This window comes from Aquimarina sp. KJ22-3 (assembly GCF_055808215.1).
This window is the reverse complement of record NZ_CM147859.1, coordinates 2,062,376-2,088,714: the sequence shown is the minus strand read 5'-3', so window position 1 is coordinate 2,088,714 and position 26,339 is coordinate 2,062,376. Positions and strand designations below refer to the sequence as shown.

Genomic DNA, 26,339 nt, shown 5'->3' with positions numbered 1-26,339 from the left:
TTTAGTATGAATTGTTTTTAGGATTAACTAAGTTTGTTATTTCGAATTCAATCGGAAAAACAAGTTGGTTTTATTGGAAAAAATGAAATGATCAATGGTAATTTGTAAAGGAATGGTACACAACAATACCCTCTTCTAAAACGCTAATTTCTTTCATTTTATCTTTCTGATAAAACCTTTTTAAAGTTCGAAACAAATTTACATATTTTTAAGCGCTTACGATTAAAAGATATTAACAATTATTGTTCATGCCAATTATTACTTTAACTACAGATTTTGGAATCAAAGATCATTTTGTGTCTGCGGTTAAAGGGGCTATCTATTCAGAATTGCCAGAGGCCAATGTTGTTGATATATCTCATGAAATTTCTCCTTTTCATATTACGGAAGCCGCGTACATCATTCAAAATGCATACAAAAGCTTCCCAAAAGGGAGTATTCACATTGTAGGTATCGACAGTGAGATGCATGCAGAAAATAAACACGTCGCAGTCAAACTGGATGATCATTATTTTATTTGTGCCAATAATGGATTGATATGCTTGATCACCTCACAATTTAATCCTGAAAAGATTGTTGAAATCAATATTCATGATGCCATAGTTTCTAACTTTCCGGTTTTGGATGTATTTGTTACGGTTGCTTGCCATATTGCAAGGGGTGGAACACTAGAAGTTATTGGGAAACCTATTTCAGAAATTAAAACTATCAAAGGGATAACTCCAATTGTAAATGTGGGAGATAAACAGATCGTTGGAAGCATCATTTATATAGATAACTACGGCAATCTGGTTACCAATGTAACCCGCAAACTATTTGAAGATGTAGGTAAAGGAAGGAAATTCAAAATAACTGCACGAACTGCAGTTTTTCAAAAGGTATATAACCGTTACAGCGACGCCATAAATTTTGAGATTGAAAAAAGTAGACGTGAGGAAGACGGTAAAAAACTGGCGATTTTTAATTCATCAGGATATTTAGAGCTTGCCATCTATAAAAGTAACCCTAAGACGGTGGGAGGAGCGTCAAGTCTTTTTGGTTTGTATTACAGAGATACAGTGAGTATCACTTTTGAATAGTTTTTTAATGTTTATTAAAGAAAAACAGAATATAAAACTTTGTAGCTTTGCCCTTTGGGTTGAAATTTAAAACAATGATAATACGGATTGTAAAAATGGGATTTGTTCCCGATCAAATTGATGCTTTTCTTGAAAACTTTGAAAAGAATAAAGATAAAATCAGACATTTTGAAGGGTGTAGTCATCTGCAACTCTTAAGAGATATACACCATACGCATCAATTTTTCACCTATAGTCATTGGGAATCTGAAGAACATCTCAATAACTACAGAAACTCTGCGTTATTCAAAGAAGTTTGGGCAAATACAAAAAACAAATTCAACCAAAGACCAGAAGCCTGGAGTGTGGATGCCGTTTAATTATTATGTTCATCCTTTCAATTTATAAACCTGAGCACATATGCTACCATTAATACGAAAAGAAATAAGTACCTTTTTTTCTTCAGCTGCCGGATATTTGGTGGTTGGTATCTTTTTAATTTTAAATGGACTTTTTCTTTGGGTTTTTAAAGGGCAATACAACATTCTGGATAGTGGTTTTGCAGATCTGTCTCCTTTTTTCCAAATAGCTCCATGGATACTGCTTTTTTTGATCCCTGCCGTAACCATGCGAAGCATTGCCGAAGAAAAAAGGCAAGGTACACTCGAATTATTGATGACCAAGCCGCTACCTATATGGAAACTGGCAGTTGGTAAATATCTAGGTTGTTTTTTACTGATTCTTATCGCCTTTATTCCTAGTATCCTATATGTGATCAGTATTTATCAACTTGGTAACCCCACTGGTAATCTGGATATGGGAAGTACATTAGGATCTTACATTGCGTTATTACTTCTAGGGGCTGCATACACTGCTATCGGTGTATTCTCTTCCTCGATTACCAAAAATCAAATTATCGCATTTTTGATTGCGCTATTTTTGTGCTTTGTATCCTATTTTGGATTTAGTGAACTAGCACAATACGCTTTTTTGAATTCAGATTCTTTCAGTGCCGAAGAGTTAGGATTGGCCTTTCATTATGACAGGATTAGCAAAGGGGTTTTGGATACCAGAGATGTCTTCTATTTTTTAGGTATCATTGCCTTGTTTCTACTTTTTACTGTTATTGCGCTCCACAAAGGTGATTTTAAACAAAAAATCAAACCTATTGTCATTGGACTGGTAGCTATATTGGTCATAAATGTTTTTGGAAATTCCTTTTATAAGAGATTTGACCTTACCCAAGATCAACGCTTCACTTTATCTTCAGCTACAGAAGATTTAATCTATCAAGCAAAAACACCAGTAGTAATAGATGTATTATTAAAAGGAGATTTTCCTTCAGAATTTAGACGTTTACAACAAGAAACTGCACAGGTTTTAGAAGAATTCAATTCCTTGAATTCGAACATTCAATATATTTTCACCAATCCATTTGAAGAAGAAATTCTACGTTCTGAAACCCTTGAAGAACTACAACGTTTTGGGCTCACTCCAATGGAGGTTAGTGTAAAAGAAAGCGGAAAGACGGAGATCGAAACCGTTGTGCCTTGGGCGATACTCAGTTATCAAAATAGAAGTGTAAAGGTACCTTTGATTAAAAACACTATTGGAGCCACATCAGAAGAACGTGTTAATAACTCGATACAGCAATTAGAATATGCTTTTGCCGATGGATTATCGAAGTTATTAAATCCCAAAAAGCAAAAAATAGCCGTATTAAAAGGTAATGGCCAGTTACCCGATGTGCAAATTGCAGACTTTATAAAGACACTTCAGGATTACTATTTTGTTGGTGCTTTTACTTTAGATTCGGTAGCTAGTGATCCAGAAAAAACGCTACACGATCTAGAAAGGTTTGACATGATCATCAATGCAAAACCGACAGAAGCATTTTCTGAAAAAGAAAAGTATGTATTAGATCAATTCATAATGAAAGGTGGGAAATCTCTTTGGTTGCTGGAGTCTGTAACCATGGAGGTTGATAGTCTTATGAATCCTGAAGGTAGTGCGGTTGCCGTGATGCAAGATCTTAGACTTGGAGATGCATTATTTTCTTACGGAGTACGGGTAAATCCAGTTATAGTGAATGATTTGTATTCTGCTCCCCTAGTATTAGCTTCTGGACAAGGAAATGATACGCAATTTACTCCTTACCCATGGTTTTATGCTTCGCTGACCAAAAGCAATAACAATCATCCGATTGTAAAAAATACAGAATCTGTCAAATTCGATTTTGCCAATCAGATTGATACTCTTAAAAATGAGGTTAAAAAAACGATCTTACTCACCAGTTCTGATAAATCCAAGTTAGAAGGAGTTCCTAAAGAAATAAGACTAGATATCATCAGAAAAAAACCAGATATCGCCAGCTATAATCAAGGACCACAAGATTTGGCCGTATTGTTAGAAGGAAAGTTTAAATCTACCTATAAGGATCGTATTAAACCTATGAATCTGAGTGCTCACAATGACTATAGCGTCAGTACAAAAATGATTGTAATCGGTGATGGAGATGTTATTCGCAACAAAACCAGAAGAGGACAACCTATAGAATTGGGTTACGATCCGTATATGAACCTGAAATACGGTAACAAAGAGTTCTTGCTCAATTCGATTAACTATTTACTGGATGATTCTGGTCTGATAGAAGTACGTAGTAAGGAAATTGAAATTCCCTTCCTGGATGTAGAAAAGGTAGTAGCCAACAAAACACTATGGCAGGTAATTAACATTCTTTGCCCTCTATTAGTCCTTGGTATTTTTGGTTTTCTCTTTACCTGGATGCGTAAGAAACGCTACCAAAAATTGAGTTAAAAATCTATTTTCTATCTTTGGGATAACCACAACCCAAAAAATTTAACCTATCGACCCCGATAATCTTCATATCGTATTAAGAACGGAAGACCTTTCTATTGGTTATAAAACCAAAAACGAATTAAAGGTAGTTTCTGCAGATCTCAATTTGAAATTATATGAGGGAGAACTGGTGGGACTCGTAGGTGCAAATGGTATCGGTAAATCTACTTTATTAAGAACTTTATCCAAGGTACAACCTCCTTTACACGGAAAGGTAATCCTCTCAGAAAAAGAACTAAGTTCGTATAAATCGATCGAGTTAGCTGCTCAACTCAGTATTGTGCTTACTGAGCAAATTGCTTCCAAAAATCTCACTGTCCAAGAACTTGTTGCTCTTGGCAGACAGCCGTATACCAATTGGGTAGGTAAAATGACCGAAGAGGATATCGAAAAAGTAAAAAAAGCAATCGAAGTTACCCATATCAACGATCTGGTATCCAAACGTTGTTATGAACTGAGTGACGGTCAACTTCAAAAAGCATTAATAGCACGAGCAATTGCGCAAGACACTCCATTTATTATGCTCGATGAGCCCACAACACATTTGGACATTTACCATAAAGCGTATATCTTAAAACTACTGAAACGATTGGCCTTTGAGACCAAAAAAACCATATTATTTTCTACCCACGAAATTGATTTTGCCATCCAACTATGCGATAAAATGATCGTCATGAACAAAGACGGTTATGAATTTGGCAGGCCCAAGGAATTGGTACAGGCAAGAGCTTTTTCTGGATTATTCCCCGAAGACCTAATACTTTTCGACTCAAAATCCGGCAGGTATAAAGTCAGAAACTAAACTTAAAAAGCTATGAAAACATTTTACTATAAACTCTTCGCACTTCTGTTTATTGTTACACTAACATTTTCTTCTTGTTCTAGTGATGACTCTACAGAACCGGATGGGATGGAAACCCCTGATGAGAATGGACTAACGGATTATCAAAAAGACGTAGTCACCTACTTCAAAGAAGTAGCTTTGGGATTCGAGTTTGGAAACGCTAGCCGAATTACCCGAAAATGGAATACGGATATGAAGATTTTTGTAGGCGGTACCCCAAGTACAGCTTTGAGAGATGAACTAGATCGAATCATTGCAGAAATTAATGCACTTACAACCGATGGATTTATGATCGAAATCGTTCAGGATCAAAATGAATCTAATTATTTTATATTCTTTGGATCTGGAAACGATTATGCTGCGATTTACCCGGATCAATCTTCATTTGTTGTCAATAACTGGGGCCTTTTTAGTGTGTTCTGGAACGGGAATAACGAACTTAATGGCGGACATATGTATGTGGATATTGTAAGAGCAAATGAAGCTGCACAAAAACATTTATTACGAGAAGAACTTACACAATCTTTGGGGTTAGCCAGAGATTCTAGTAGATATCAGGATAGTATTTTTCAAGCGGCATGGACCACTACTAACGAATATGCTACTATCGATACAGATCTTATTCGATTACTATATCATCCAGAGATGGAAATCGGATTAGACGATACTGCAGTAGAAACCTTATTAATCGCTATTCTTACTGCTCCGTAAACACCTATTTGTTGTTAGCAATTTCCTTATCGCAAAAGCGACGTTTCTTAGTTCTAATCTTTATCTTTGAATACAATAAATTCAAAGATTAGATGACAGAATACACACCGATCATTATTGCTGTTGGGGCAATGGTTGCAGCCATTATTGTTGGGTTCTTTATAGGTAAGTATGTGGCTTCATTGAAGTACAAAACAGATAGTAGTACGGTTCAAGAGCGGGCCAATCAACTACAATACCAATATGATGAACTTAAAAAGACTTCGGAAAAGCAGTTGGCAGAGCTAACACAAGATCGGGAAGGTATCCGAAGAGAAAAAGATTTCTTGAATACCGAATTGACTCGCAGAAACACAGAGTTTGAGGCCTTACAAATAAAAAACAAGGAGCAAAAAGAAGAAGTTGAAAAGCTACAGGAGAAATTCACCAAAGAATTCGAAAATTTAGCCAACAAAATTCTTGATGAAAAGTCTAATAAATTTACAGAACAGAATAAGGAAAACATCAAAAACATCCTGAATCCACTTCAGGAGAAGATCAATACCTTCGAAAAGAAAGTTGAACAAACTCATAAAGAAAGTATTGACTATCATGCTGCGCTGCGACAGCAAATTCTAGGCCTTAAGGATCTTAATGAACAGATGAGTAAAGAGGCTACCAATTTGACCAAGGCACTGAAAGGAGATAGTAAAATGCAAGGAAATTGGGGAGAATTAGTGCTCGAAAGAGTCCTCGAGAAATCTGGTCTGGAAAAAGACAGAGAATATTTTGTGCAACAAAGCTTTACCAATGAAGAAGGGCAACGCGTAATGCCAGATGTCGTGATCTATCTCCCTGATAATAAAAAAATGATTATTGACTCTAAGGTAGCATTAACTGCCTATGAGCGTTTTACCAATGAAGAAGACGATACCCAAAAAGCTATCCATCTAAAAGAGCATATTGGTTCCTTAAAAAGACACGTGGATCAACTTTCAGAAAAAAATTATCAGGATCTCTATGATATCGATTCTCCAGATTTTATTTTGATGTTTGTTCCTATCGAACCTGCATTTGCCATAGCCATAAACGAAGATAACAAACTCTATAATCAGGCTTTTGAAAAGAATATTGTAATCGTAACGCCTTCTACCCTTCTGGCAACATTGCGCACCATAGATACCATGTGGAATAATGAAAAGCAACAACGTAACGCCATTGAGATCGCCAGACAAGCTGGGGCATTGTATGATAAGTTTGAAGGCTTGGTAAAAGATCTTACTGGTGTAGGTAAAAAAATTGATGATGCCAAAAAAGACTATTCAGCTGCAATGAATAAATTGGTAGAGGGACGAGGTAATCTTATTACCAGTGTCGAAAAACTAAAGAAAATGGGAGCCAAAGCCAAAAAAGCGTTACCAGAAGCTATCATCAAAAGAGCAACAGAAGATTCGGATTTATAAAACTTTTAGTATGGGACCTAGTATATCAGAAATTATCTATTACATTTTTTTAGGATTAGTTACTTCCTTGGGGCAATTATTTCTAGTAGTAATTTGCATGTATTATCTTTTTAAAAGAGGTCCAAAAGCGGATAGTCTTTTATTAGTAATTGGTAGTGGATTATCTATTTTAGGAACTATTACCAGTCGAGTTGGGATCGGTTATGCTACTACCTGGGGATCCGACAAATATTTAATTTTCTCTTATTTTTTACAAGGGCTCTTCTTTTTAAGCTCACTCCTATTTGCCGTTGGTTTTCTGCTTTTAGTTCGACGAATCACCAAAAAACAACTCTAATTTTATGATTCCAATCCATCTCACACAAATTTCTCGTATTTTCAATAGTATATTGCTTTTCTTTTTTATGTTCTCTGCTTGGGGACAACAACTGTATTTTCCTGAAAGAGGAGAATGGGAAGAAAAAACACCAGCAGCATTTAGCATCAACACCCAAAAGTTACAAGAGGCCATAGATTTTGCCAAGACTAACGAATATTCTGGTGCCAAAGATTTAAGACAAGCGATATTAAAAGGGTTCGAAAGAGAACCTTATCATAAAATCCTTGGTCCTACCAAAAAGAGAGGAAATCCAGCCGGTGTGATTCTAAAAAATGGATACATCATTGCACAGTGGGGTGATACTGAGCGAGTAGATATGACTTTTAGTGTTACTAAAAGTTACTTATCTACCATGGCAGGACTCGCTGTAGACGCCAACTTAATCTCTTCTGTAGATGATTTTACATATACGTATTTATGGGATCAAACCTTTGATGGCGCTCACAACAAAACGATTACCTGGCGTCATTTACTAACACAATCCTCAGATTGGTCAGGTCAATTATGGGGAGGGTATGACTGGGCAGATAGACCTCCCAGAGAAGGAGGAATAGACGACTGGAAATCTCGCAAGCTCAACACCCCAGGAACTGTCTTTGAGTATAACGATGTACGCGTAAATGTACTGGCATATTCCTTACTTAACGTTTGGCGTAAACCTTTACCTCAAGTACTAAAGGAAAAAATTATGGACCCCATTGGCGCATCCACTTCCTGGAGATGGTTTGGTTACGACAACTCTTGGGTTACTATAGATGGTTTAAAGATGCAATCGGTAAGCGGTGGTGGGCATTCTGGTGGTGGACTTTTTATCAACACCCTGGATCATGCCAGATTCGGACTCTTGTTTTTGAATAATGGTAAATGGAAGAACCAACAATTGCTATCGCCATCCTGGATAAAAGAGGCTATACAACCTTCGCAAGCTAATTCGAACTATGGATTTATGTGGTGGCTCAATCAAAAAGGAGCTCGCCATTGGGAAGGGCTCCCTGAGCATTTGTATTATGCAGCCGGTTTTGGAGGAAATTTTATTGTTATCGATCAAAAAGAGCAACTGGTTGTGGTAACCCGATGGTTAGAGCCTAATCAAATTGATGAATTTATGACCAAAGTGTATCAGGCGCTATGAAATGAGTATAAACAAAATTAATTTTTTGTTTACTCACTTAAATAATTAAATTTTTTATGCGAAAACGAAGTGGTTGATCTAAGCAGAAATTTTTTATTTGTTTAATCACCAGAAAATAAAAATTTTCAAATAGATGAAAAAAATACTAGCCATAATTATTGCCGTTATTTTGCTGCTGTTTGCGGGTTGGTATGCTACCGTATATTATACCACTTATAGTAAAGGAACACGCAGTGGCGAGCTTATTAAATTTAGCAACAAGGGTGTTGTTTTTAAAACCTGGGAAGGCGAAATCAGTCAGGGAATATCAGGAGCGCAAATTTTTAGTTTCTCTGTAGAAGATAGTGACAAGGAAGTGATCAAAAAACTTCAGAAATTTCAAGGGCGTTATGTAAAACTTACCTACAAAGAACGATTTGCAACCATCTCCTGGTTGGGTGATACCAAATATTTTATTGTAGACGTAGTAGAAGAAATCTCTCCACATTTCAGAAATAAATAACTTGCCATGAAAAAATATAAAACCAATAAAGATTCCAGAGTACTGATTTCTGAACTGATGCTCCCCTCCCATTCTAATTTTAGTGGAAAAATACATGGCGGCTATATTCTTTCGCTAATGGATCAAATCGCTTTTGCCTGTGCATCCAAACATTCTGAAACCTATTGTGTAACAGCTAGCGTGGATAAAGTAGATTTCCTGAAACCAGTAGAAGTAGGAGAACTAGTAACCTTAAAAGCTTCTGTAAATCATGTTGGAACGACTTCTATGGTGGTTGGAGTGCGGGTTGAAGCTGAAAATATACAAACCGGTAAAATCAAACACTGCAATTCTAGTTATTTTACGATGGTAGCCAAAGACAATGATGGAAAAAGTGTTGCGGTGCCTGGTTTAATATTAGAGAACAAAACCGCTGTAAGACGTTTTGTAAGAAGTATTATCAGAAAGGAAGATGCCAAAGTAAGACGAGGGCGTTTTAAAGCTTCAGAATTTGAATATGAATCTCATTTGGAATTATTGAAGGAATATAACGTTAAAATTGAACTATAATTTAGCTGTATATTTCTCGTTATATAGGTAATTCTTGAATCTTTCGTATATTTCAGAGAAAAACCCCACGCTATGAAAACTATATGTTCAAAATTTTTACTTTTCGCCTCGTTACTCGTACTTGCAAGTTGCGGTGGTAGTGATGATTCTGATCCTGATCCAGGGCCAGATCCGGATGTAAATCCTAATCCAAATAAAATAACTACCTATGAAGCCGATGTAAAGGCAATCATCGATGAACACTGTTTAGAATGTCATACCATTCCATTGGCGCAAGGAGCTCCTTTCCCTATGCGAAATTATGATGAAACCATTATTGGCGTGAACAGAGATTTGGTGTTAAGAATGGTTTCTAATAGTGTTAATAACGTAATGCCTCCTGCAGGAAGATTACCTCAAGAAATTATCGATGTTATCCTAGACTGGGAAGCCGACGGGTTTTTAGAAAGATAGAGCTATCTATTTGTTATTTATAGCATCCTGTCCTTTATAAAATCTGCCAATAGCAACATAATTACCAGTATACACTTCTACCAGATAGTGTCCTTTCCTAAGGCCAGACACGTCGATATCTCGTTCTAAGTGCAACTTTTTCTCTAGTCTAACTAGTCCTCCTTTGTCCATAATTTTGATCTGGAGAGGTCCTTTTACATCCAAATTGGTTTTGATTGTAATCAAACCTGATGAAATAGCGGGAGCAACTTCTACAGAAAACACTTCGTTGTTTACCTTTATAGGATTTGTGCTTTCAGGAAGGTTGGGGTATACCAAGGTCATACCTGCGAATAACAAAAAATAGAGTAATACTTTTTTCATGTGACTGCTTTTACTACAATTTACTAATAATCAGTAATATATGTCGTTAACAAACACATAAAACAACAGATCTTTTGAAATTTTGACAAAAGATTATGATTTGTTGAAAAGCTACACTCCGTTTTAATTTTTGGTTTTAACTTCTACAAATTGAAGGTAATCATTGTTCTTTGCCGATATGATATACTCAGTCTTTTTGTTAGAAATTAGCGCCATATCCTTTACATCTCCAGAAATAAACAATCCACTCTCTGAAGCTGAAATGGGATCAAAACCACCCATTCCGTTTCCTTTTAGGAATAAACCATAACCTGCGTCATTTCTAGGGGTTTCTACTTCAGAGGCATATAGGTTTCCTGCAACTACTGCATCCATATTTCCATCTTTATCAAAATCCTTTACCAAAACCTGATTAATTGAAGATAGCTGCGCTTCTACCGGTAGCTCATGTACTTTAAACTCTGCTCCATCTTTATTTTCAATATAAATACTTGCAAAAGATTTAACCTGGTAATGCAAAGAAGAGTCCAAGGACTTTTTGGTATATACCTCAACCAACGTTGCTTCAGAGAAACTTTTGTAGTCTTTGAACTTATATTCTATCCCTGGGATTTGCTCTGAAGAACATTGTCTCCCCCTAACAGGAAACTGCTTCCCGTCATTAAAATAACTCAATACGATATCTGAAGAATTATTTTTATCAAAATCATTCACATAAATATCAAAGGTTTCATCTTCGGTAGCCTGGTATTTATAATTGAGTCCATTATTCCCTAAAATATAGTCCATATCGCCATCATTATCAAAATCTCCCTCTGCTATACTCCACCACCAACCGGTAGTATCATCGCCCAACCCTAATTGTTCCGTCTGTTCTTCGAATCCTGCTTTCGTGTTCTTAAAAACCCGTACCGGCATCCATTCTCCCACAATAATCACGTCTGGCCAATCATCATTGTCGATATCTGTAACTACCGCACTGGTTGCCATCCCTAATCCAGTTAGTTCTTTGGCCATTTTTTGAGTAACATCTTCAAATTTTGGAACTCCATCGCTACTTACATTTCGCAACAAGTAGCTATTCGCAGGGCTTGGATAATGCCATGGCACCTGTCTACCCAGTACCAAAATATCTTCTTGTCCGTCTTTATCAAAATCCAAGTTATACACACGAGATCCACTGGTTAACATTTGAGGTAAGGTACCTTCTTCTGCTTTGGATAAATTTCCTTTACCATCATTGATATAAATCCGATCCTGTAATTGTGCGGCATCTGGAGCAAACTCATATCCACCACTTACCACATACAAATCTTTATCTCCATCCTGATCTATATCAAAAACAAGGGCTCCAGTATCTTCGCTTTTCTTATCCGCTTCAAAACTATCTGTCTCTAACTTTTTAAAACCCGTCTCTTCTTGCAAATACACACTTCCTGCAACTCCAGAAGCTCCTCCTACAAAATAGTCTTCTAATCCATCATTATTGAGATCTCCAACCGCTAATGCAGGACCAAAACGAGACATTCTATGTGGCAGTAGTACTTGTATTTTAAAATCATCATAGGAGTTTTCCTCGTGTTTGTGTGCCGGAAATGAGGTTTCTGCTAAAGAAGAGAACAATGTTTGTTTTTCACCTTCTGAAGAGTCATTTTGAACAGCATCTGTATATGCTAAAGTAAGTATCTGATTTGCAGAAACTCCTTTAAGATCTTGTGATTTACCGTCTGGCCATACCACTTTAACTTCTTCTATTGCAGTCTCTGAACCGATTCCAAAATGCATTTCGGGAGCTACTGAGGATTGAAATCCACGAGTAAGTGTCAATTCCTGCATTTGAGTTTGATCAGCTACAGTGACATAAACTCTGGCTCCCAATCCAAATGTATTATTTTGATCTCCTTTGAATCGAATGGTTAAGTAATTATGAAGCTGTGCGCTTTTGTTTTCAAAAACAGAAGCGTGATCGTCAATATTATTGGTCACAATTTCCAGATCTCCATCATTATCCAGATCTGCATAGACCACTCCATTTGAGAAACCTTCGTACTCAATACCCCATTCTTTATTAATCATTTCAAAATTGTAATCTCCTGTATTGCGATACATGAAATTATCTATTCTTTCTGAAGGTATTTTTAAGCTTTTCTGTAGCAAGCTATCACTATCGGCCGATAATCGGTCTATTTTCTTAAAATAGTCATTGTTATTTATTTCTCGTCTTGTTCCGTTAGAAACAAACAGGTCTTTGTAACCGTCGTTATTGAAATCTGCAAATAACGGCCCCCAGCTCCAATCTGTAGAAGAGGTTCCTGTTATTCTGGACACATTTGTAAATTGAGGAACACCATCTTTAATAATTCCGGTGTTTTGTTGTAGACAGTTATGCATGTATTGATAATGAAAACCAGAATTTACAGTACTCCAAAACAAACTAGGATTCATACTGGCCATGTTGGCCTTTTTACGTCTATTGGATTGCGCATCCATATCCACCTGAAAAATATCCAGATTTCCATCATTGTTGAAATCTGCGATATCTGCTCCCATACCAAAAAAGCGGTTTGCGAAGTCGCTTCTTTTACGACTTCTCTAAATGTACCGTCTTGATTGTTGATGTATAAATAGTCTGGCGTACTAAAATCGTTAGACACGTAAATATCTGGCCAGCTATCATTATTTAAATCTCCAATGGTTGCGCTAAGGGTTAACCCAAAACTCCTTACATTAGCTTCCTTGGTTACATCTACAAATTTATCTCCATCGTTACGGTACAAATGATCAGATTCATGATCTTTTAACGTTCGCATTTTGAATGCATAATAGAAATTAGGAGCATTAAAACTTGTCGGCGGATAATTGGCTACATATAGATCCAAATCTCCGTCCTTGTCGTAATCAAAAAACGTAGCCTGTACACTGTTCCCTATATCAGCAATACCATATTCTTCGGCTTTTTCTGAAAAGGTATTGTCCTTGTTATTGATAAATAATTGATTGTATTTTGGTTCAAACTTACCTCCTACAGAACAGTAGATATCTAGATAACCATCATTATTGACATCTACCATAGTCACTCCGGTATACCATCTGTCATCACCAGAAACTCCGGCAGTTGTCGTAATATCTTCAAAAGTAAGATCTCCTTTATTGAGATATAATGCGTTAGCCACCTGATTTCCTGTAAAGTATAAATCCTTCAATCCATCATTATTGATATCTCCAACAGCTACTCCTCCACCCATATACAAATAGGAGTAGGTAAAATAGTTTAGAGAATCAGTCTCCGTAAGGATGTTACTAAATTCAATACCTGTCGTTTTTGGGGTTAACCTTTCGAAAATTTTCTCATCAAAAGATGTTTTTTCTTTTGTACAACTCCCTAAAATCAGGCCTATAATCAGGATTTTCAAATATCTCAATGTCATTTTCTTTTATTTAAAGAAGCAAAAAAACAGTATGCATAACATACTGTTTTTTAGAAAACAATTCAAACTAAAAACAATTTAATATCCATCGTTTTGCATGATAACACCACCGCTCACATCAATTACACTTTGTGCAATTGGATATACAATACTTCTTCCGGGAAAAGTTACTCCACTAAGATGTGTACGCTTGGTGCCTTCAACAGCAAGGTAGGTATTAATTGTATTTACGGCTTCGCCGCGTCTTACTAAATCAAAGAATCTATGTCCTTCGAGTGCAGTTTCGATTCTGTACTCGTGTGCTACTGCTCGTATTGCTTGTGCCTGATCTGTAAAGGTTCCATAAGTACTAATTACATAATTAGCAGCTGGTGTCGCGGTTGGGTTCCCATCTACATCCAATGTTCTTACAAAATCTTCTGGATTTGCTGCACGCATTCTCACTCTATCCACTAGTGCTGCTCCAAGATCACCCTCACCATTAGCAGCCATGATCTCTGCTCTCCATAAAAGAATTTCAGCAAAACGAATAATATTTGTATTAATCGCACTTACAGCAGGAGCCCATGCACTTGGCGCATCAATAGAAGGATCGTTAAACTGGCTAGCTCTAAATACCGAAACTTTTTGTAAGTACGGTCCTCCATTGGCCGGGTTTCGAATCCAGGATTGTCCTGGCATAATTCCCCAACCATTAAAATCTATTCCTCTTCGACCTACTTTCCAATCTAATCTTGGGTCCAACTCACCAGTATATGGTGTAAAAGGGTCTTCTGCAGGAACTCCATCATCATTGGTTACATCAACATCGTTAAATGTATCCAATAATGGTAATCCAGAAGCATCGGTCTTATAGGCATTCACCAAATTTTGTGATGGTTGGAAGAAACCACAACAAGCTCCTCCTGTAGTACCTACTGGTGCTCCCTGAGGAAAATTAAGTGCTTGTCCCCAAGTACCATTATCATCATTTGCAGCTCCATCACTAACCGTATGTTGTACTGCAAATATAGATTCACTAGAGTTTTTTGTCGCTGCATTAAAATTATCCGAATATTTCATTGTCAGACTATACGGACCTCCATTAATAACATTATCCAATATTGGACTTGCCGCAGCATAATCTAACTGGTACATATGGGCCTTAGCCAAATAAGCAGTGGCTGTCCAGCTATTTGCTGCACCCACAAATCTTGACGTTTCAGGAAGGTTATCTATAGCATATTGAAAATCAGCTTCGATCAATGCCCAAGAATCTACATTTTCATTAGATTGTGATTCTGTAACTGTTTCATCGATGTAAGGAATTTTACCCCAAAGCTTCTTAGCTTCAAAATGATAGTGTGCTCTAAGGAATCTACCTTCTGCCTCAAACTGAGCAGCTTCAGCAGCAGTTAGATCTCCACGTTCTAAACCTGTTTGAGCTCCACGGATTGCTTCATTACTTCTTGCTACTCCTTCAAAAATAGCATTCCATAAAAACCCATAATAACTATTTTCTGTAGCTAAAGCTCTATATGCCTCAATATTATCAATAATAGGCTGATCCCCAGGGTCACTACCTTTATAGGCATTATCTGAAGACACCTCTCCATAAATCCAATGCGAAGGATCTGATCGCCATGGATCAGAAGTTGAAACATTAAGGTCCAACATTCCATAAGCTGCAGTTAATTGTGAACTTACCCAACTACTATCAAACACAATTACATCTTCACTTAACTGACCTTGCAACGGGATTTCTAACTCGTCTTTACAAGCCTGGAATATCGTACCAGCAAGTAACAAAACAGTCATTACTTTGATTGTTCTGATTTTCGAAAGTTTATATATCTTAATCATTGCTATTTTTTTTAAAATGAAACGTTTACTCCCAGGTTTACTGAACGTGAAACTGGGTATGCTCCTCTATCAACTCCGATTTCCAAGTTGGCTTGTTGTTGGTTGGTGTAGTTTGATAAATTGATCTCAGGATCTAAACCAGAATAATCAGTAATCGTAATCAGGTTCTTTCCTTGCAAGAAAAATCTAATCTTATCTAACTTCAATTTTTCACTAATCGCATCTCCCAAGGTATATCCGACAGCTATGTTTTTTAATCTTACATAAGATCCATCTTCGATATAGTAGGATGATCCTACAGACTCATCTGCACTAAGCGTAAATGCAGGTAAAGTACCTCCTGGATTTGTTGGAGACCATGAATTTCTAATATAGTCTAAACTTCTAGCTCCTTCAAAATTTGAGAAATCTGTCCAGAACCTTGTTAGATTATAAATATCATTTCCTTGAGATCCCTGGAAAAGCATTGATAAGTCGAAATTCTTATACGTAGCATCGAAATTAATTCCGTAAGTAAAATCAGGATGCGGGCTTCCGATAATATCTCTGGCATCTCCCGTAATAATAGCTCTACCCGTATTTGGGTCTATTCCTTCCCAAGTAAATCCAACAAAAGAAGAAATAGGCTCACCTGCTAATGTATTGGTTGTTTCGAATCTAGTTTGCGATCCTAAATTCGGATTTGCAATTACTTGATCCAAGTTGCTCTCATCCAAGAAATCCACTTCGTTCTTATAGTGAGATACATTAAGACCTATCGAATAAGAAAAAGCTCTTTCTGGATTACTAGAGTATGTAATTCCAAGATCAAATCCTCTATTCGTCATCTGACCAAAGTTTCTAAAGATAGAACCAATAGTATTACCAAACACGGTAGGATCTACTGGTACTGCCAATAACATATCTTCGGTTACTGCTTCGTACACGTCTAAATCAACACTTAATGCATTGTTGAACAAGGTAGCAGCAATACCAATGTTGGTTGTGGTTGTGGTCTCCCAGGTAAGATCTGGATCTCCTATATTGGATAAGAAAAATCCAGTATTCCCATTATAGTTATAAAAGTTCAGGTTCGAAGCAAAGGATGTGATTCCTCTAAACGCAGGAATCGAATTGTTTCCTACTTGTCCCCAGCTAAACTTTAATAATAAATTATCAACTATTGGAGAATCTTCAAGGAAACTCTCTCCAGATAATCTCCATCCTAAACTAAATGCAGGGAAAACAGCATCTTGATTACCTCCTTCAAAAAGTGAAGATTGATCTTGACGCACGGTAGCACTTACTAAGTATTTATCGTCATAGGCATAATCCACTTTTCCGAAGACAGAAAAACTAGAAGATTTTGACTGTCCACTACCTACGGTTTGCACACCTGTACCTGCACTAATGAAGGTGAAATCAGGATCATCCTGTAAGAAATTTGTTACTTGCGCGAAGAATTGTTCGAATCGGTTCTTTTTAAATTCCGTACCTACGAAGGCATCTACACTATGCACACCATTAAAGATCTTTTTATACTGTAAAATATTATACCAGTTTGTATTAAAAATATCTGTAGATGTCTCTCTTAACAGGTTTACCTGTCTTGCTGCAGAATTTTCGAAATCTACAGGTCTAAAGAATGAAAATTTAGAAGCTGTTAAATCCGCAGTAAATGTGGTTTTTAGTGATAATCCATCAAATATGTCTACTTCGGCATAGATAGAACCTAAGGCTCTAATGGTTTCTGTAGGATTCTCTGCATTTCTATCTGCTTGTCCAATCGGATTTGAAGCATTACCAACCCCTCCAATACCCGCGGTACCTGCATAATTTCCTTGAATATCAAAAACAGGAATTAAAGGGTTACTACGATATAAGGATGCGATTTGTCCTTCATTATTCTGGTTACTTGAACTCCCTACAGGGTCAATAATTCCGATTCTTTCTGAATATGATACGTTTACAGACTCTCCTAATCTAAGACGATCTGTGATATCAAATTCAGAGTTTACTCTTAGGTTATATCTTTCAAAACTAGTAGCACGCCCTACCCCTTCTTGATCTAATAAACCAAGTCCTACGTACAACTTCGAATTTTCTCCTCCTCCAGTAGCAGAAATATTATGTTGTTGTACAAAGGCAGTATCAAAAAATGCATCAAACCAATCGGTTCCTGCCTGATTTGCTCTAGTAATTCTATTGTTTGGAAAACTATACGTACTCTCATCCAGTGTTCCTACAAAACCTTCAGGAAGAATGTAATCCGGAAGTATTGGATTAGGTCCTGTACCGTATTGCGGATGAGAAAGTGCTAAACCATCATTTGATAGGGCTTGCCAGCGTGCATCTGCAATTTGTTGTGGTGTAGCGAATTCTGGAAATACAGATTCTGGAATAAAATCAACACCTGTTAGCGCACTATAGTTAAAAGAAACTTTATTGTTCTTGTTTCCGTTTTTTGTAGTAATTACGATAACCCCGTTTGCTGCACCAATACCATAAATAGAAGCTGCTGCCGCATCTTTAAGAACCTGAATCGATTTGATATCATTAGGGTTTAAATCATTTAAACCTTGCCCTGTTTGTACCCCGTCAATTACATATAATGGATCATTACCATTAATAGTACCATATCCACGAATCCTTACTGCCGAATTTCCTCCTGGTCCACCTTCAACACCAACAGTAACCCCAGCTGCTTGTCCTTGTAATGCTTGTTCTAAACTAGCAGGAGTAGTCGCCGCGATAGCCTCAGATTCTACTATAGTTACAGATCCAGTAATGCTTCTGGCACTTTGTGTGGTATATCCTGTTACAATAACTTCACTAAGTTCGCTAGCATCTTCTAGCAAGGTAATATCCATTGAAGATTGCCCTGCAAACGTTTGCTCTTTGGTTACAAATCCGATATATGAAAAGACTAAAATATCTCCGCTAGAAACCTCTAGCGTGTATTTTCCGTCAAAATCAGTTTGTGTACCTTTTGAAGTTCCTTTTACCAATACATTTACCCCTGGTAAGGGAGATCCGTCTGATGTACTTACCGTTCCAGAAATTGAAGTCTGAACAGTAAGTGCGTCTGAAAACGTTTTCGTAATTGGCTCAATTTTTTGCCTTGATATGACAATTTGCCGATCAATAACTTTGTATACCAAACCTGTTTGCGTTAATGCCTTATCCAGTATTTCGTTTACTGTAGATCTTTTTAGATTAAGCGTTACTTTATGATCCTTTTTTAATACGTCGTCTTTGTAGAAAAATATAAACTCACTTTGAGAATGAATCTGCTCGAACAGATCTTCCAAAGTTGCGTTTTCGACTTTAATAGTAAGCTTTGTTTGTGAGTAAGAGTTATATGCGTATGCACTCGATAGCCCCAGACACAAGAATAAAATAAAAACCCTCATAATGGTTAATAAAAAATTGTATGTCTTCTTTTTGGATAAAAAAGAGTGACAGTTAGCTTTTTTATTCATAATTTTGTTTTTTATGCGTTAAGTATTGCATTATGCAATACGAGATGACTCTGGTCAGAAAATGTTGCCGCATTTTCTGACTTTTTTATGAAGTAAATAAAATGGAGGTGGTGGTTCTGTTATTTCATATATTTTCTGTTTAGTTAATTACAATTTTACCGTTCTCTTTTTCATATTTTAAATCAGTGGTTTCCTTAATAATTTCGATCACTTTTTCGATACTATCTTTTAAATCCAAATGCCCAGAGAAAGTCTCATTCTTAAGATCTTCGTCATTGATAACAATCTGAACATTATAGAATCTAGATAGTTTCTTTACAATTCCTGAAAGTCGTTCTTTTTTGAAAATGAACTTCCCTTCTCTCCAGGACATATATTTTGCAACGTCTACGTTACTGCTTCTTATCGTCTTGTTCCTATGACTGTAAACAGCTAATGTTCCTGGCTTAATTTTTATTTTAGAGTTTCCAAAAATTGAATTCGAAGTGTATTTGATTTCTACGCTTCCGCGTTCTAGAGCAGTACTAGTATAGGAATCATCCTCGTAACTACTTACATTAAACACCGTTCCTAAAACCTTAATATCATAATCATTAGTCAATACATAAAATGGTTTTTTCTGATTATGTCTAACATCAAAAATCGCTTCTCCTGTTAAGTGCACTTCTCTTTTATTTCCAACAAATGCAACCGGATATGTAAGTTTAGATCCAGAGTTCAACCATACTTTGGTTCCATCTGATAAGGTAAGTTTTGTTCTTTTCCCATAAGGCACCAATATCGTATTGTAACTTTCTTTGGCTACTTGCGCTACCTTCTCAGAACTATTGATATTCACTTGATCCCCAGTACTCGAGTATTCAATATTAGATTCTTTTTCCTGTATATTGATTTCTTTATTGTCATGTAATACAAGTTTCACATCTCCTTCTTGAATCAAATTCACCTTATTGGCATCCACATAATTTTTGATTTTCGAAGTCTTTGTGAATTTATTCTGGTAGACTATCGACAGCAATAACACTGAAATTATTGCCGCCGCCATACCAAAAAAATAGGTAACCTTCCTCTTCTTCCTTTTGCGATTATGTTCAACAATGGAGGTATTTATCCTAGATTTTAAAAATTCCTTTTCTTTTTCCGTTAACATCTTTATGATATTATATAATTACAATATTTCTTTATCAACACGTTTTTTTATTCGACGCAACCCATCATTCTGATACATAACGAATTGATCTTCTACATACTAAAGCACTCATATCAAAAAACATAGACAAAAATCTAATATTATTTTTTTTGATTGGCTATACTTCTATTTCACTTCGGAGTTTTTTTACTGCTCTGTAGATAAGAGTTCTTACAGATTCGATAGAAATCCCAAGGATAGCAGCTATTTCTTCGTAAGACTTTTTTTCATCAAATTTGAGGGACAATCCTTCTCTTTGCCTACTAGATAGGGAGGTTAAGGCCAAAGAAAGTTTAGCACTGATTTCTGCAGATTTTTCAGATTGTATAATAGATTCTTCGACAGAACTATTCATAGATACTATTTCTTTTCTATTCTCGTCTGCCGAAAAAAGTTTGATTTTAGACTTAAACTTTTTATTAATCTTACGTTTTAAAGATTTAAAAAGGTAGAATTTCACATTATCAACATCAGATAATTTCTTTCTATACTTGTAGATATCCACAAACAAATCATGGATACAATCCATAACATGATCTTTGTCGTTGGTATGTTGGGTTCCAAATGCATACAACGTATCAATATATTTATCATAAAGTGAATTAAAGGCTTCTAAATCTCCTTGTTTAACTTTAGACCATAATATAGCATCAACATTTGTAACGACTTGCATTTGAACGAATTTGTGTAATTTATGAATTCCTTAAAAATATAACCTCATTAGCACCTTTTCAAGATTAATTTAACATTTTTTTTATATATAAATATAATCAAAAACGTTTATATCTCTTTTTCTAAAACAATTTTTTTGACCAAATTTCCTACAGAAATTTCAAACTCCCCACTTTCTGCGACCCACTGGTTATTTTCATCTACAAATTTGAGATCATCTACATCGATTGTAAACGAAACGGTCTTAACTTCTCCCGGTTGAAGTTCGATCTTACTGAACCTTTTCAGCGATTTTACTTCTGGAGTAATACTGGCATAAAGATCTGTGAGATACAACTGCACCACTTCTTTTCCTTTTTTCTCTCCAGTGTTTTGTACATCTACGCTCACTTTTACAGCATCTCCTTTTTTGAAGAAAACTTTATCAAAACTCAAATTTTTATATTCAAAAGTGGTGTAGGACAATCCAAAGCCAAACTCCCACTGTGGATTATAACTTCTTTGATAATCTGCATCATCATTTTGTTCACTATCTCCAAGACTTTCGGTATACTTACGATTGTACTTTTGCAAAGCACTGGTATATCGCGGGTAATTGTACGGTAACTTACCACTTGGATTTACATCTCCATAAACCACATCAACTAAAGCTTTTGCACCTTCATTTCCTGGAAGATAGCACTGTAGTACTCCGTCCATATCCTTTTCAAACTGACTGATTATTCTTGGTCTTCCTTCATTAAGTACCAAAATGATTGGTTTATTCAGTTTACTCAATGCTTCAGCCAATTTTACTTGTGGTTCTGTAATTACCAAATCATCAATATCTCCTGGAGTTTCCGTATAATTATGTTCACCCAAACACAACACGATATAATCTGCTTGTTTTGCCAGAGCAACGGATTTGGCAATATCTATTTCTTCAAAAATAGATACTCCCGGAGCATATAATACATTTTCTTCCCCTAGTTTCTTTTCAAAAGCTTGCTTAATATTCAGGTTATCTTTAGCGTATTGATCACTCTTCTCCCCTTGCCATGTATAAGACCAACCACCATTTAGATATTTCATACTATTTGCGGTTGGCCCTGTAACCAATACTTTCTTTTCTTTGGACAATGGCAAAACATTCTCCTTATTTTTTAATAGGGTAATAGACTCTGAAGCCGCAATGTATGCTAAGGCCGAAGAAGAGGCTGTACCAAAATCGGGATAATCTTCAGGATTGGTAACTGGCGTTCTAAATAAATCTAATTCGTATTTTACTCTTAATATTCTTCGTACGGCATCATCAATTCGAGCCATTGGTATTTCCCCATCACTAACCAAAGAGAATAACTCCTCATAAAATGTATAATCCTCAGGAACCATACTCATATCAATACCTGCCATTACAGATTTTTTTACAGCTTCTCTCATGGTTGCTGCTACTTTATGACGCGTATGTAAATAAATAATATCTTTCCAATCGGTAACTACAAATCCTTTGAAGTTAAGTTCCCCTTTTAAAATATCGGTAATAATTCTTTTACTAGCATGAACTGGTGTCCCGTTAATCTCCCCAGAACTGATCATTACGCTTTTTGCTCCGGCTTCTACACTCTTTTCGTAAATCGGTAAATCGTATTGCCTCAACACTCGTTCTGGTATGATACTCGGTGTTCTATCTTTACCTGTTGTTGGACTACCATATCCTATATAATGTTTAATACATGCTGCAACTTTGTTAGCATCCCCAATATCATCTCCTTGAAATCCTTTAACCATGGCTACTCCCATTTCAGAAGATAAATAAGAATCCTCTCCAAAAGATTCCCAAAGTCTTGACCACGCTGGGTTTCTAGGTAAATCCAAATCTGGAGAAAATACCCATGGGATCGAAGAAGCTCTTGTTTCATATGCAGAAACCGCCGTACATTTCTCAACCAATTCTGGATCCCATGTTGCTGCCATACCAATCTGCTGGGGAAACAAAATGGCACCAGCGGTATAACTGGCTCCGTGTATAGCATCAATGCCATATATCACAGGGATCTTATTATCGGTTTTATTCGTTTCTTCTAGAATTTCGTTCAATACTTCGTACCACCGTTGTGGTGTAGGTGCACCAGGGTTAGGTACATTTAATATAGAACCTATTTTATATTTATGAATAGCTTCTCTCAACTTCTCTTTATCCAAAACACCTGGAGATCCGCTCTTCTCTAAGGCAGTAACTGTGATTTGTGTCATCTGACCTATTTTCTCTTCTAAGGTCATTTTTGACATCAATTCTGCTACTTTTTTATCTATTGGATCTGAAATTTCTTCTTTTTCTTTGAAGGCACAAGAGGAAAATAATGCTATTCCATAAATCATAATTAGGAAAGTGACGGTTCTCATATCAATATAAAATTTATTTCTCAGATACTATTATACAGAGAACCCAATTTACGATGTATAGACAAAAAAATTAAGTTTTTTTTAAGGAGTCCAAAAAAATAACTTAAAATTTTACGTATTTAACAAAATAAGCCGGATCCTAACTAGTAGAATCCGGCTTATTTTTATGTGTCAAAATGCTTATTTACTTAGATACATCTTTCTACGTGAGTATAGATCATAGAACTGATCATCTTTAAGATCATCAATGAATAAAATGCTCTCTCCAGTACTTTTCATTTCTGGTCCTAACTTCTTATTTACGTTAGGGAATTTATTGAAAGAAAATACGGGTTGCTTGATCGCGTATCCATTTAGATGTGGCTTGAAATCAAAATCAGTCACTTTCTTTTCTCCAAGCATTACTTTGGTTGCATAATTTACATATGGCTCTCCGTAAGCTTTTGCAATAAACGGAACCGTTCTAGAAGCTCTTGGGTTAGCCTCGATGATATATACTTTATCATCTTTGATCGCAAACTGGATGTTAATCAATCCCACTGTATTCAACTCAAGTGCAATCTTTTTGGTATGATCCTTAATTTGTTGCATTACAAATTCTCCTAAATTGAAAGGAGGCAATGTAGCATTCGAATCTCCAGAGTGTATACCACAAGGCTCGATATGCTCCATGATACCAATAATATATACGTTCTCTCCATCACATATCGCATCAGCTTCGGCTTCGATAGCACCATCCAAATAATGATCTAACAGCAATTTGTTGTTTGGTATTTTACGTAACAAGTCCACTACATGCTCTTCTAACTCCTGTTTGTTGATCACAATTTTCATCCCTTGTCCTCCTAGTACATACGAAGGTCTTACCAGAATCGGGAAATTCAATCGATCCGCCACTGCTAGGGCTTCGTCTGCTGTTTCTGCCGTATCAAATTCTGGATAAGGAATTCCATTTTCTTTTAATAAGGTCGAGAAACTTCCTCTGTCTTCTGCCAGATCAAGCGATTGATAACTTGTACCAATAATCTTGATTCCGTAACGATCTAATTTTTCTGCAAGTTTAAGCGCTGTTTGCCCTCCTAACTGTACAATAACACCTTCTGGCTTTTCGTGTCTTATAATATCGTAGATATGCTCCCAGAAAACAGGTTCGAAATATAGTTTATCCGCTGTATCAAAATCTGTAGAAACCGTTTCTGGGTTACAGTTGATCATGATCGTCTCGTAACCACATTCTGCAGAGGCCAATACCCCATGTACACAACAGTAGTCAAACTCGATTCCTTGTCCAATTCGGTTAGGACCAGAACCTAATACTACGATTTTCTTTCTATCGGTTACTACACTCTCATTATGCACAGACACCACACCTTCTGGTGTTTCTATTTCTTCTTCAAAAGTAGAATAGAAATAAGGTGTTTCTGCTCTAAATTCTGCAGCACAGGTATCTACAAGCTTGTATACTCGTTTGATTCCTAGCTCTTCTCTTTTATTATACACTTCACTTTCGTAGCAACCTACCATGTGTGCAATTTGTCTATCTGCAAATCCTTTTTGTTTTGCTTCTAAAATCAAATCTTTGGTAAGCGACTGTATCGTATAGGTAGAAATCTCTTTTTCAAGATGGTGTAGTTCTTCGTATTGTTTCAAGAACCACATATCGATTTTGGTAATCTCATGAATTCTACTCAATGGGATTCCCATCTGGATAGCATCATAGATCACAAATACTCTATCCCAGCTGGCATAAGTAAGTTTTTCTATAATCTGATCGTAGTTCTTATATCCTTTCCCATCAGCTCCCAGACCATTTCGTTTGATCTCTAGTGACTGCGTAGCTTTGTGCAATGCTTCCTGGAAAGATCTTCCAATTGCCATTACCTCTCCTACAGCTTTCATCTGTAATCCTAGCGTTCTGTCTGATCCTTCGAATTTATCAAAGTTCCAACGTGGTATTTTGACGATTACATAATCCAAAGTAGGCTCAAACAATGCCGAAGTAGATTTTGTAATTTGATTATCCAACTCATCTAAGTTGTAACCGATCGCTAATTTGGCGGCTACTTTTGCAATAGGATATCCAGTAGCTTTTGATGCCAATGCAGAAGATCTGGATACACGTGGGTTAATTTCGATAGCAATGATTTCTTCCTGATCATCCGGACTTACAGCAAACTGCACGTTACATCCTCCTGCAAACTCACCGATGCTACGCATCATATGGATTGCCATATCACGCATCTTTTGGAAGGTCTTATCACTTAATGTCATTGCCGGTGCAACCGTAATCGAATCTCCGGTATGAATCCCCATTGGATCCATATTTTCTATCGTACAGATAATAACTACATTGTCATTGTTATCACGCAGTAATTCTAATTCGTATTCTTTCCATCCGATCAAGGCCTTATCGATCATCACCTCATGGATTGGAGAAGTTTCTAATCCTCTGGTCAACAACTCATCAAAATCCTCTTCTTTATATACAAAAGAAGCTCCTGCTCCTCCTAAGGTATAAGAAGCTCTAATTACTAATGGAAATCCAAACTCCTGAGCAATTTCTTTACCTTTCAAGTAAGAATTAGCGGTTGCTTGAGGTGCCATTCCGATGCCAATCTTCAGCATTAACTCTCTAAACTGCTCTCTATCCTCGGTAATGTTAATGGCGTCGATATCTACACCAATAATTTCAACATTGAAATCTTCCCATATCCCTTTCTCATCTGCTTCGATACATAGGTTAAGTGCAGTTTGTCCTCCCATCGTAGGCAATACCGCATCAATCTGAGGGTGTTCTTTTAAGATTTCAACAATCGATTTCGTATTCAAAGGTTTAAGGTATATGTGATCCGCCATAGATGGATCAGTCATAATCGTTGCAGGATTCGAATTGATCAAAATCGTTTCAATTCCATCTTCTCTTAATGAACGTAATGCTTGCGATCCTGAATAATCAAATTCACAAGCTTGCCCAATTACAATCGGTCCAGATCCGATAATCAATATACTCTTAAGGTCTTCTCTTTTTGGCATGTACTTAAAATTGTGTTGTATATATTATTTTTTTCTAGCA

Annotated in this window: 20 protein-coding genes; 11 read left to right on the top strand and 9 right to left on the bottom strand. The window is 36.5% G+C overall.

The features are described from left to right. The first annotated feature begins 248 nt into the window (after positions 1–248). From AC0L3Q_RS09345 to AC0L3Q_RS09295, 11 genes are all read left to right on the top strand, one after another. Positions 249–1,079: an SAM hydrolase/SAM-dependent halogenase family protein gene (locus tag AC0L3Q_RS09345; protein WP_473286325.1), complete on the top strand. Its 831-nt coding sequence runs from the start codon at positions 249–251 to the stop codon at positions 1,077–1,079. Between the two features lie 74 nt (positions 1,080–1,153). Next, the gene (locus tag AC0L3Q_RS09340) at positions 1,154–1,438 is read left to right on the top strand and encodes a putative quinol monooxygenase (protein ID WP_473286324.1); all 285 of its coding nucleotides are present in this window, start codon (positions 1,154–1,156) and stop codon (positions 1,436–1,438) included. A gap of 40 nt (positions 1,439–1,478) precedes the next feature. Beyond that, entirely contained in the window at positions 1,479–3,875 is a 2,397-nt protein-coding gene (gldG, locus tag AC0L3Q_RS09335) for a gliding motility-associated ABC transporter substrate-binding protein GldG (RefSeq protein WP_473286323.1), read from the top strand. Between the two features lie 148 nt (positions 3,876–4,023). Continuing rightward, complete coding sequence (locus AC0L3Q_RS09330; RefSeq protein WP_473286322.1) at positions 4,024–4,719, top strand: ABC transporter ATP-binding protein; 696 nt, start codon at positions 4,024–4,026, stop codon at positions 4,717–4,719. A gap of 12 nt (positions 4,720–4,731) precedes the next feature. Then, positions 4,732–5,472, top strand: coding sequence for a DUF2927 domain-containing protein (locus tag AC0L3Q_RS09325; protein WP_473286321.1), 741 nt, complete (start codon positions 4,732–4,734; stop codon positions 5,470–5,472). A gap of 92 nt (positions 5,473–5,564) precedes the next feature. Next, positions 5,565–6,914: a DNA recombination protein RmuC gene (locus tag AC0L3Q_RS09320; RefSeq protein WP_473286320.1), complete on the top strand. Its 1,350-nt coding sequence runs from the start codon at positions 5,565–5,567 to the stop codon at positions 6,912–6,914. A gap of 10 nt (positions 6,915–6,924) precedes the next feature. After that, on the top strand, positions 6,925–7,251 hold the full coding sequence (locus AC0L3Q_RS09315; protein ID WP_473286319.1) for a hypothetical protein: 327 nt from the start codon (positions 6,925–6,927) through the stop codon (positions 7,249–7,251). A 4-nt stretch (positions 7,252–7,255) separates the two neighbouring features. Beyond that, on the top strand, positions 7,256–8,425 hold the full coding sequence (locus AC0L3Q_RS09310; RefSeq protein ID WP_473286318.1) for a serine hydrolase domain-containing protein: 1,170 nt from the start codon (positions 7,256–7,258) through the stop codon (positions 8,423–8,425). Between the two features lie 133 nt (positions 8,426–8,558). Beyond that, positions 8,559–8,927, top strand: a complete 369-nt coding sequence (locus AC0L3Q_RS09305; RefSeq protein WP_073314517.1) for a 6-phosphogluconate dehydrogenase — start codon at positions 8,559–8,561, stop codon at positions 8,925–8,927. Between the two features lie 6 nt (positions 8,928–8,933). Beyond that, complete coding sequence (locus tag AC0L3Q_RS09300) at positions 8,934–9,476, top strand: acyl-CoA thioesterase (protein ID WP_473286317.1); 543 nt, start codon at positions 8,934–8,936, stop codon at positions 9,474–9,476. Between the two features lie 72 nt (positions 9,477–9,548). After that, the gene (locus AC0L3Q_RS09295) at positions 9,549–9,929 is read left to right on the top strand and encodes a c-type cytochrome (protein ID WP_473286316.1); all 381 of its coding nucleotides are present in this window, start codon (positions 9,549–9,551) and stop codon (positions 9,927–9,929) included. A 6-nt stretch (positions 9,930–9,935) separates the two neighbouring features. Here AC0L3Q_RS09295 and AC0L3Q_RS09290 read toward each other — a convergent pair whose 3' ends face one another. The 9 genes from AC0L3Q_RS09290 to carB form a co-directional block, all read right to left on the bottom strand. Continuing rightward, positions 9,936–10,292, bottom strand: coding sequence for a hypothetical protein (locus AC0L3Q_RS09290; RefSeq protein ID WP_473286315.1), 357 nt, complete (start codon positions 10,290–10,292; stop codon positions 9,936–9,938). A 123-nt stretch (positions 10,293–10,415) separates the two neighbouring features. Continuing rightward, positions 10,416–12,842 carry a VCBS repeat-containing protein gene (locus tag AC0L3Q_RS09285; RefSeq protein WP_473286314.1) on the bottom strand — a complete coding sequence of 809 codons (2,427 nt, stop codon included), beginning with the start codon at positions 12,840–12,842 and terminating at the stop codon, positions 10,416–10,418. Continuing rightward, the gene (locus tag AC0L3Q_RS09280; RefSeq protein ID WP_473286313.1) at positions 12,734–13,720 is read right to left on the bottom strand and encodes an FG-GAP repeat domain-containing protein; all 987 of its coding nucleotides are present in this window, start codon (positions 13,718–13,720) and stop codon (positions 12,734–12,736) included. Before AC0L3Q_RS09280 ends, AC0L3Q_RS09285 begins: the two co-directional genes overlap by 109 nt. Positions 13,721–13,798: 78 nt before the next feature. Next, complete coding sequence (locus tag AC0L3Q_RS09275; RefSeq protein ID WP_473286312.1) at positions 13,799–15,562, bottom strand: RagB/SusD family nutrient uptake outer membrane protein; 1,764 nt, start codon at positions 15,560–15,562, stop codon at positions 13,799–13,801. Between the two features lie 11 nt (positions 15,563–15,573). Continuing rightward, positions 15,574–19,023, bottom strand: coding sequence for a TonB-dependent receptor (locus tag AC0L3Q_RS09270; protein ID WP_473286311.1), 3,450 nt, complete (start codon positions 19,021–19,023; stop codon positions 15,574–15,576). A gap of 139 nt (positions 19,024–19,162) precedes the next feature. Beyond that, positions 19,163–20,173, bottom strand: a complete 1,011-nt coding sequence (locus AC0L3Q_RS09265) for a FecR family protein (RefSeq protein WP_473286310.1) — start codon at positions 20,171–20,173, stop codon at positions 19,163–19,165. A gap of 157 nt (positions 20,174–20,330) precedes the next feature. Beyond that, the gene (locus AC0L3Q_RS09260; RefSeq protein WP_073314529.1) at positions 20,331–20,885 is read right to left on the bottom strand and encodes an RNA polymerase sigma factor; all 555 of its coding nucleotides are present in this window, start codon (positions 20,883–20,885) and stop codon (positions 20,331–20,333) included. 107 nt (positions 20,886–20,992) lie between these two features. Beyond that, positions 20,993–23,266, bottom strand: a complete 2,274-nt coding sequence (locus tag AC0L3Q_RS09255; RefSeq protein WP_473286309.1) for a glycoside hydrolase family 3 N-terminal domain-containing protein — start codon at positions 23,264–23,266, stop codon at positions 20,993–20,995. Positions 23,267–23,446: 180 nt separating this feature from the next. After that, positions 23,447–26,299: a carbamoyl-phosphate synthase large subunit gene (gene carB / locus AC0L3Q_RS09250; protein ID WP_473286308.1), complete on the bottom strand. Its 2,853-nt coding sequence runs from the start codon at positions 26,297–26,299 to the stop codon at positions 23,447–23,449. Between the last annotated feature and the right edge of the window lie 40 nt (positions 26,300–26,339).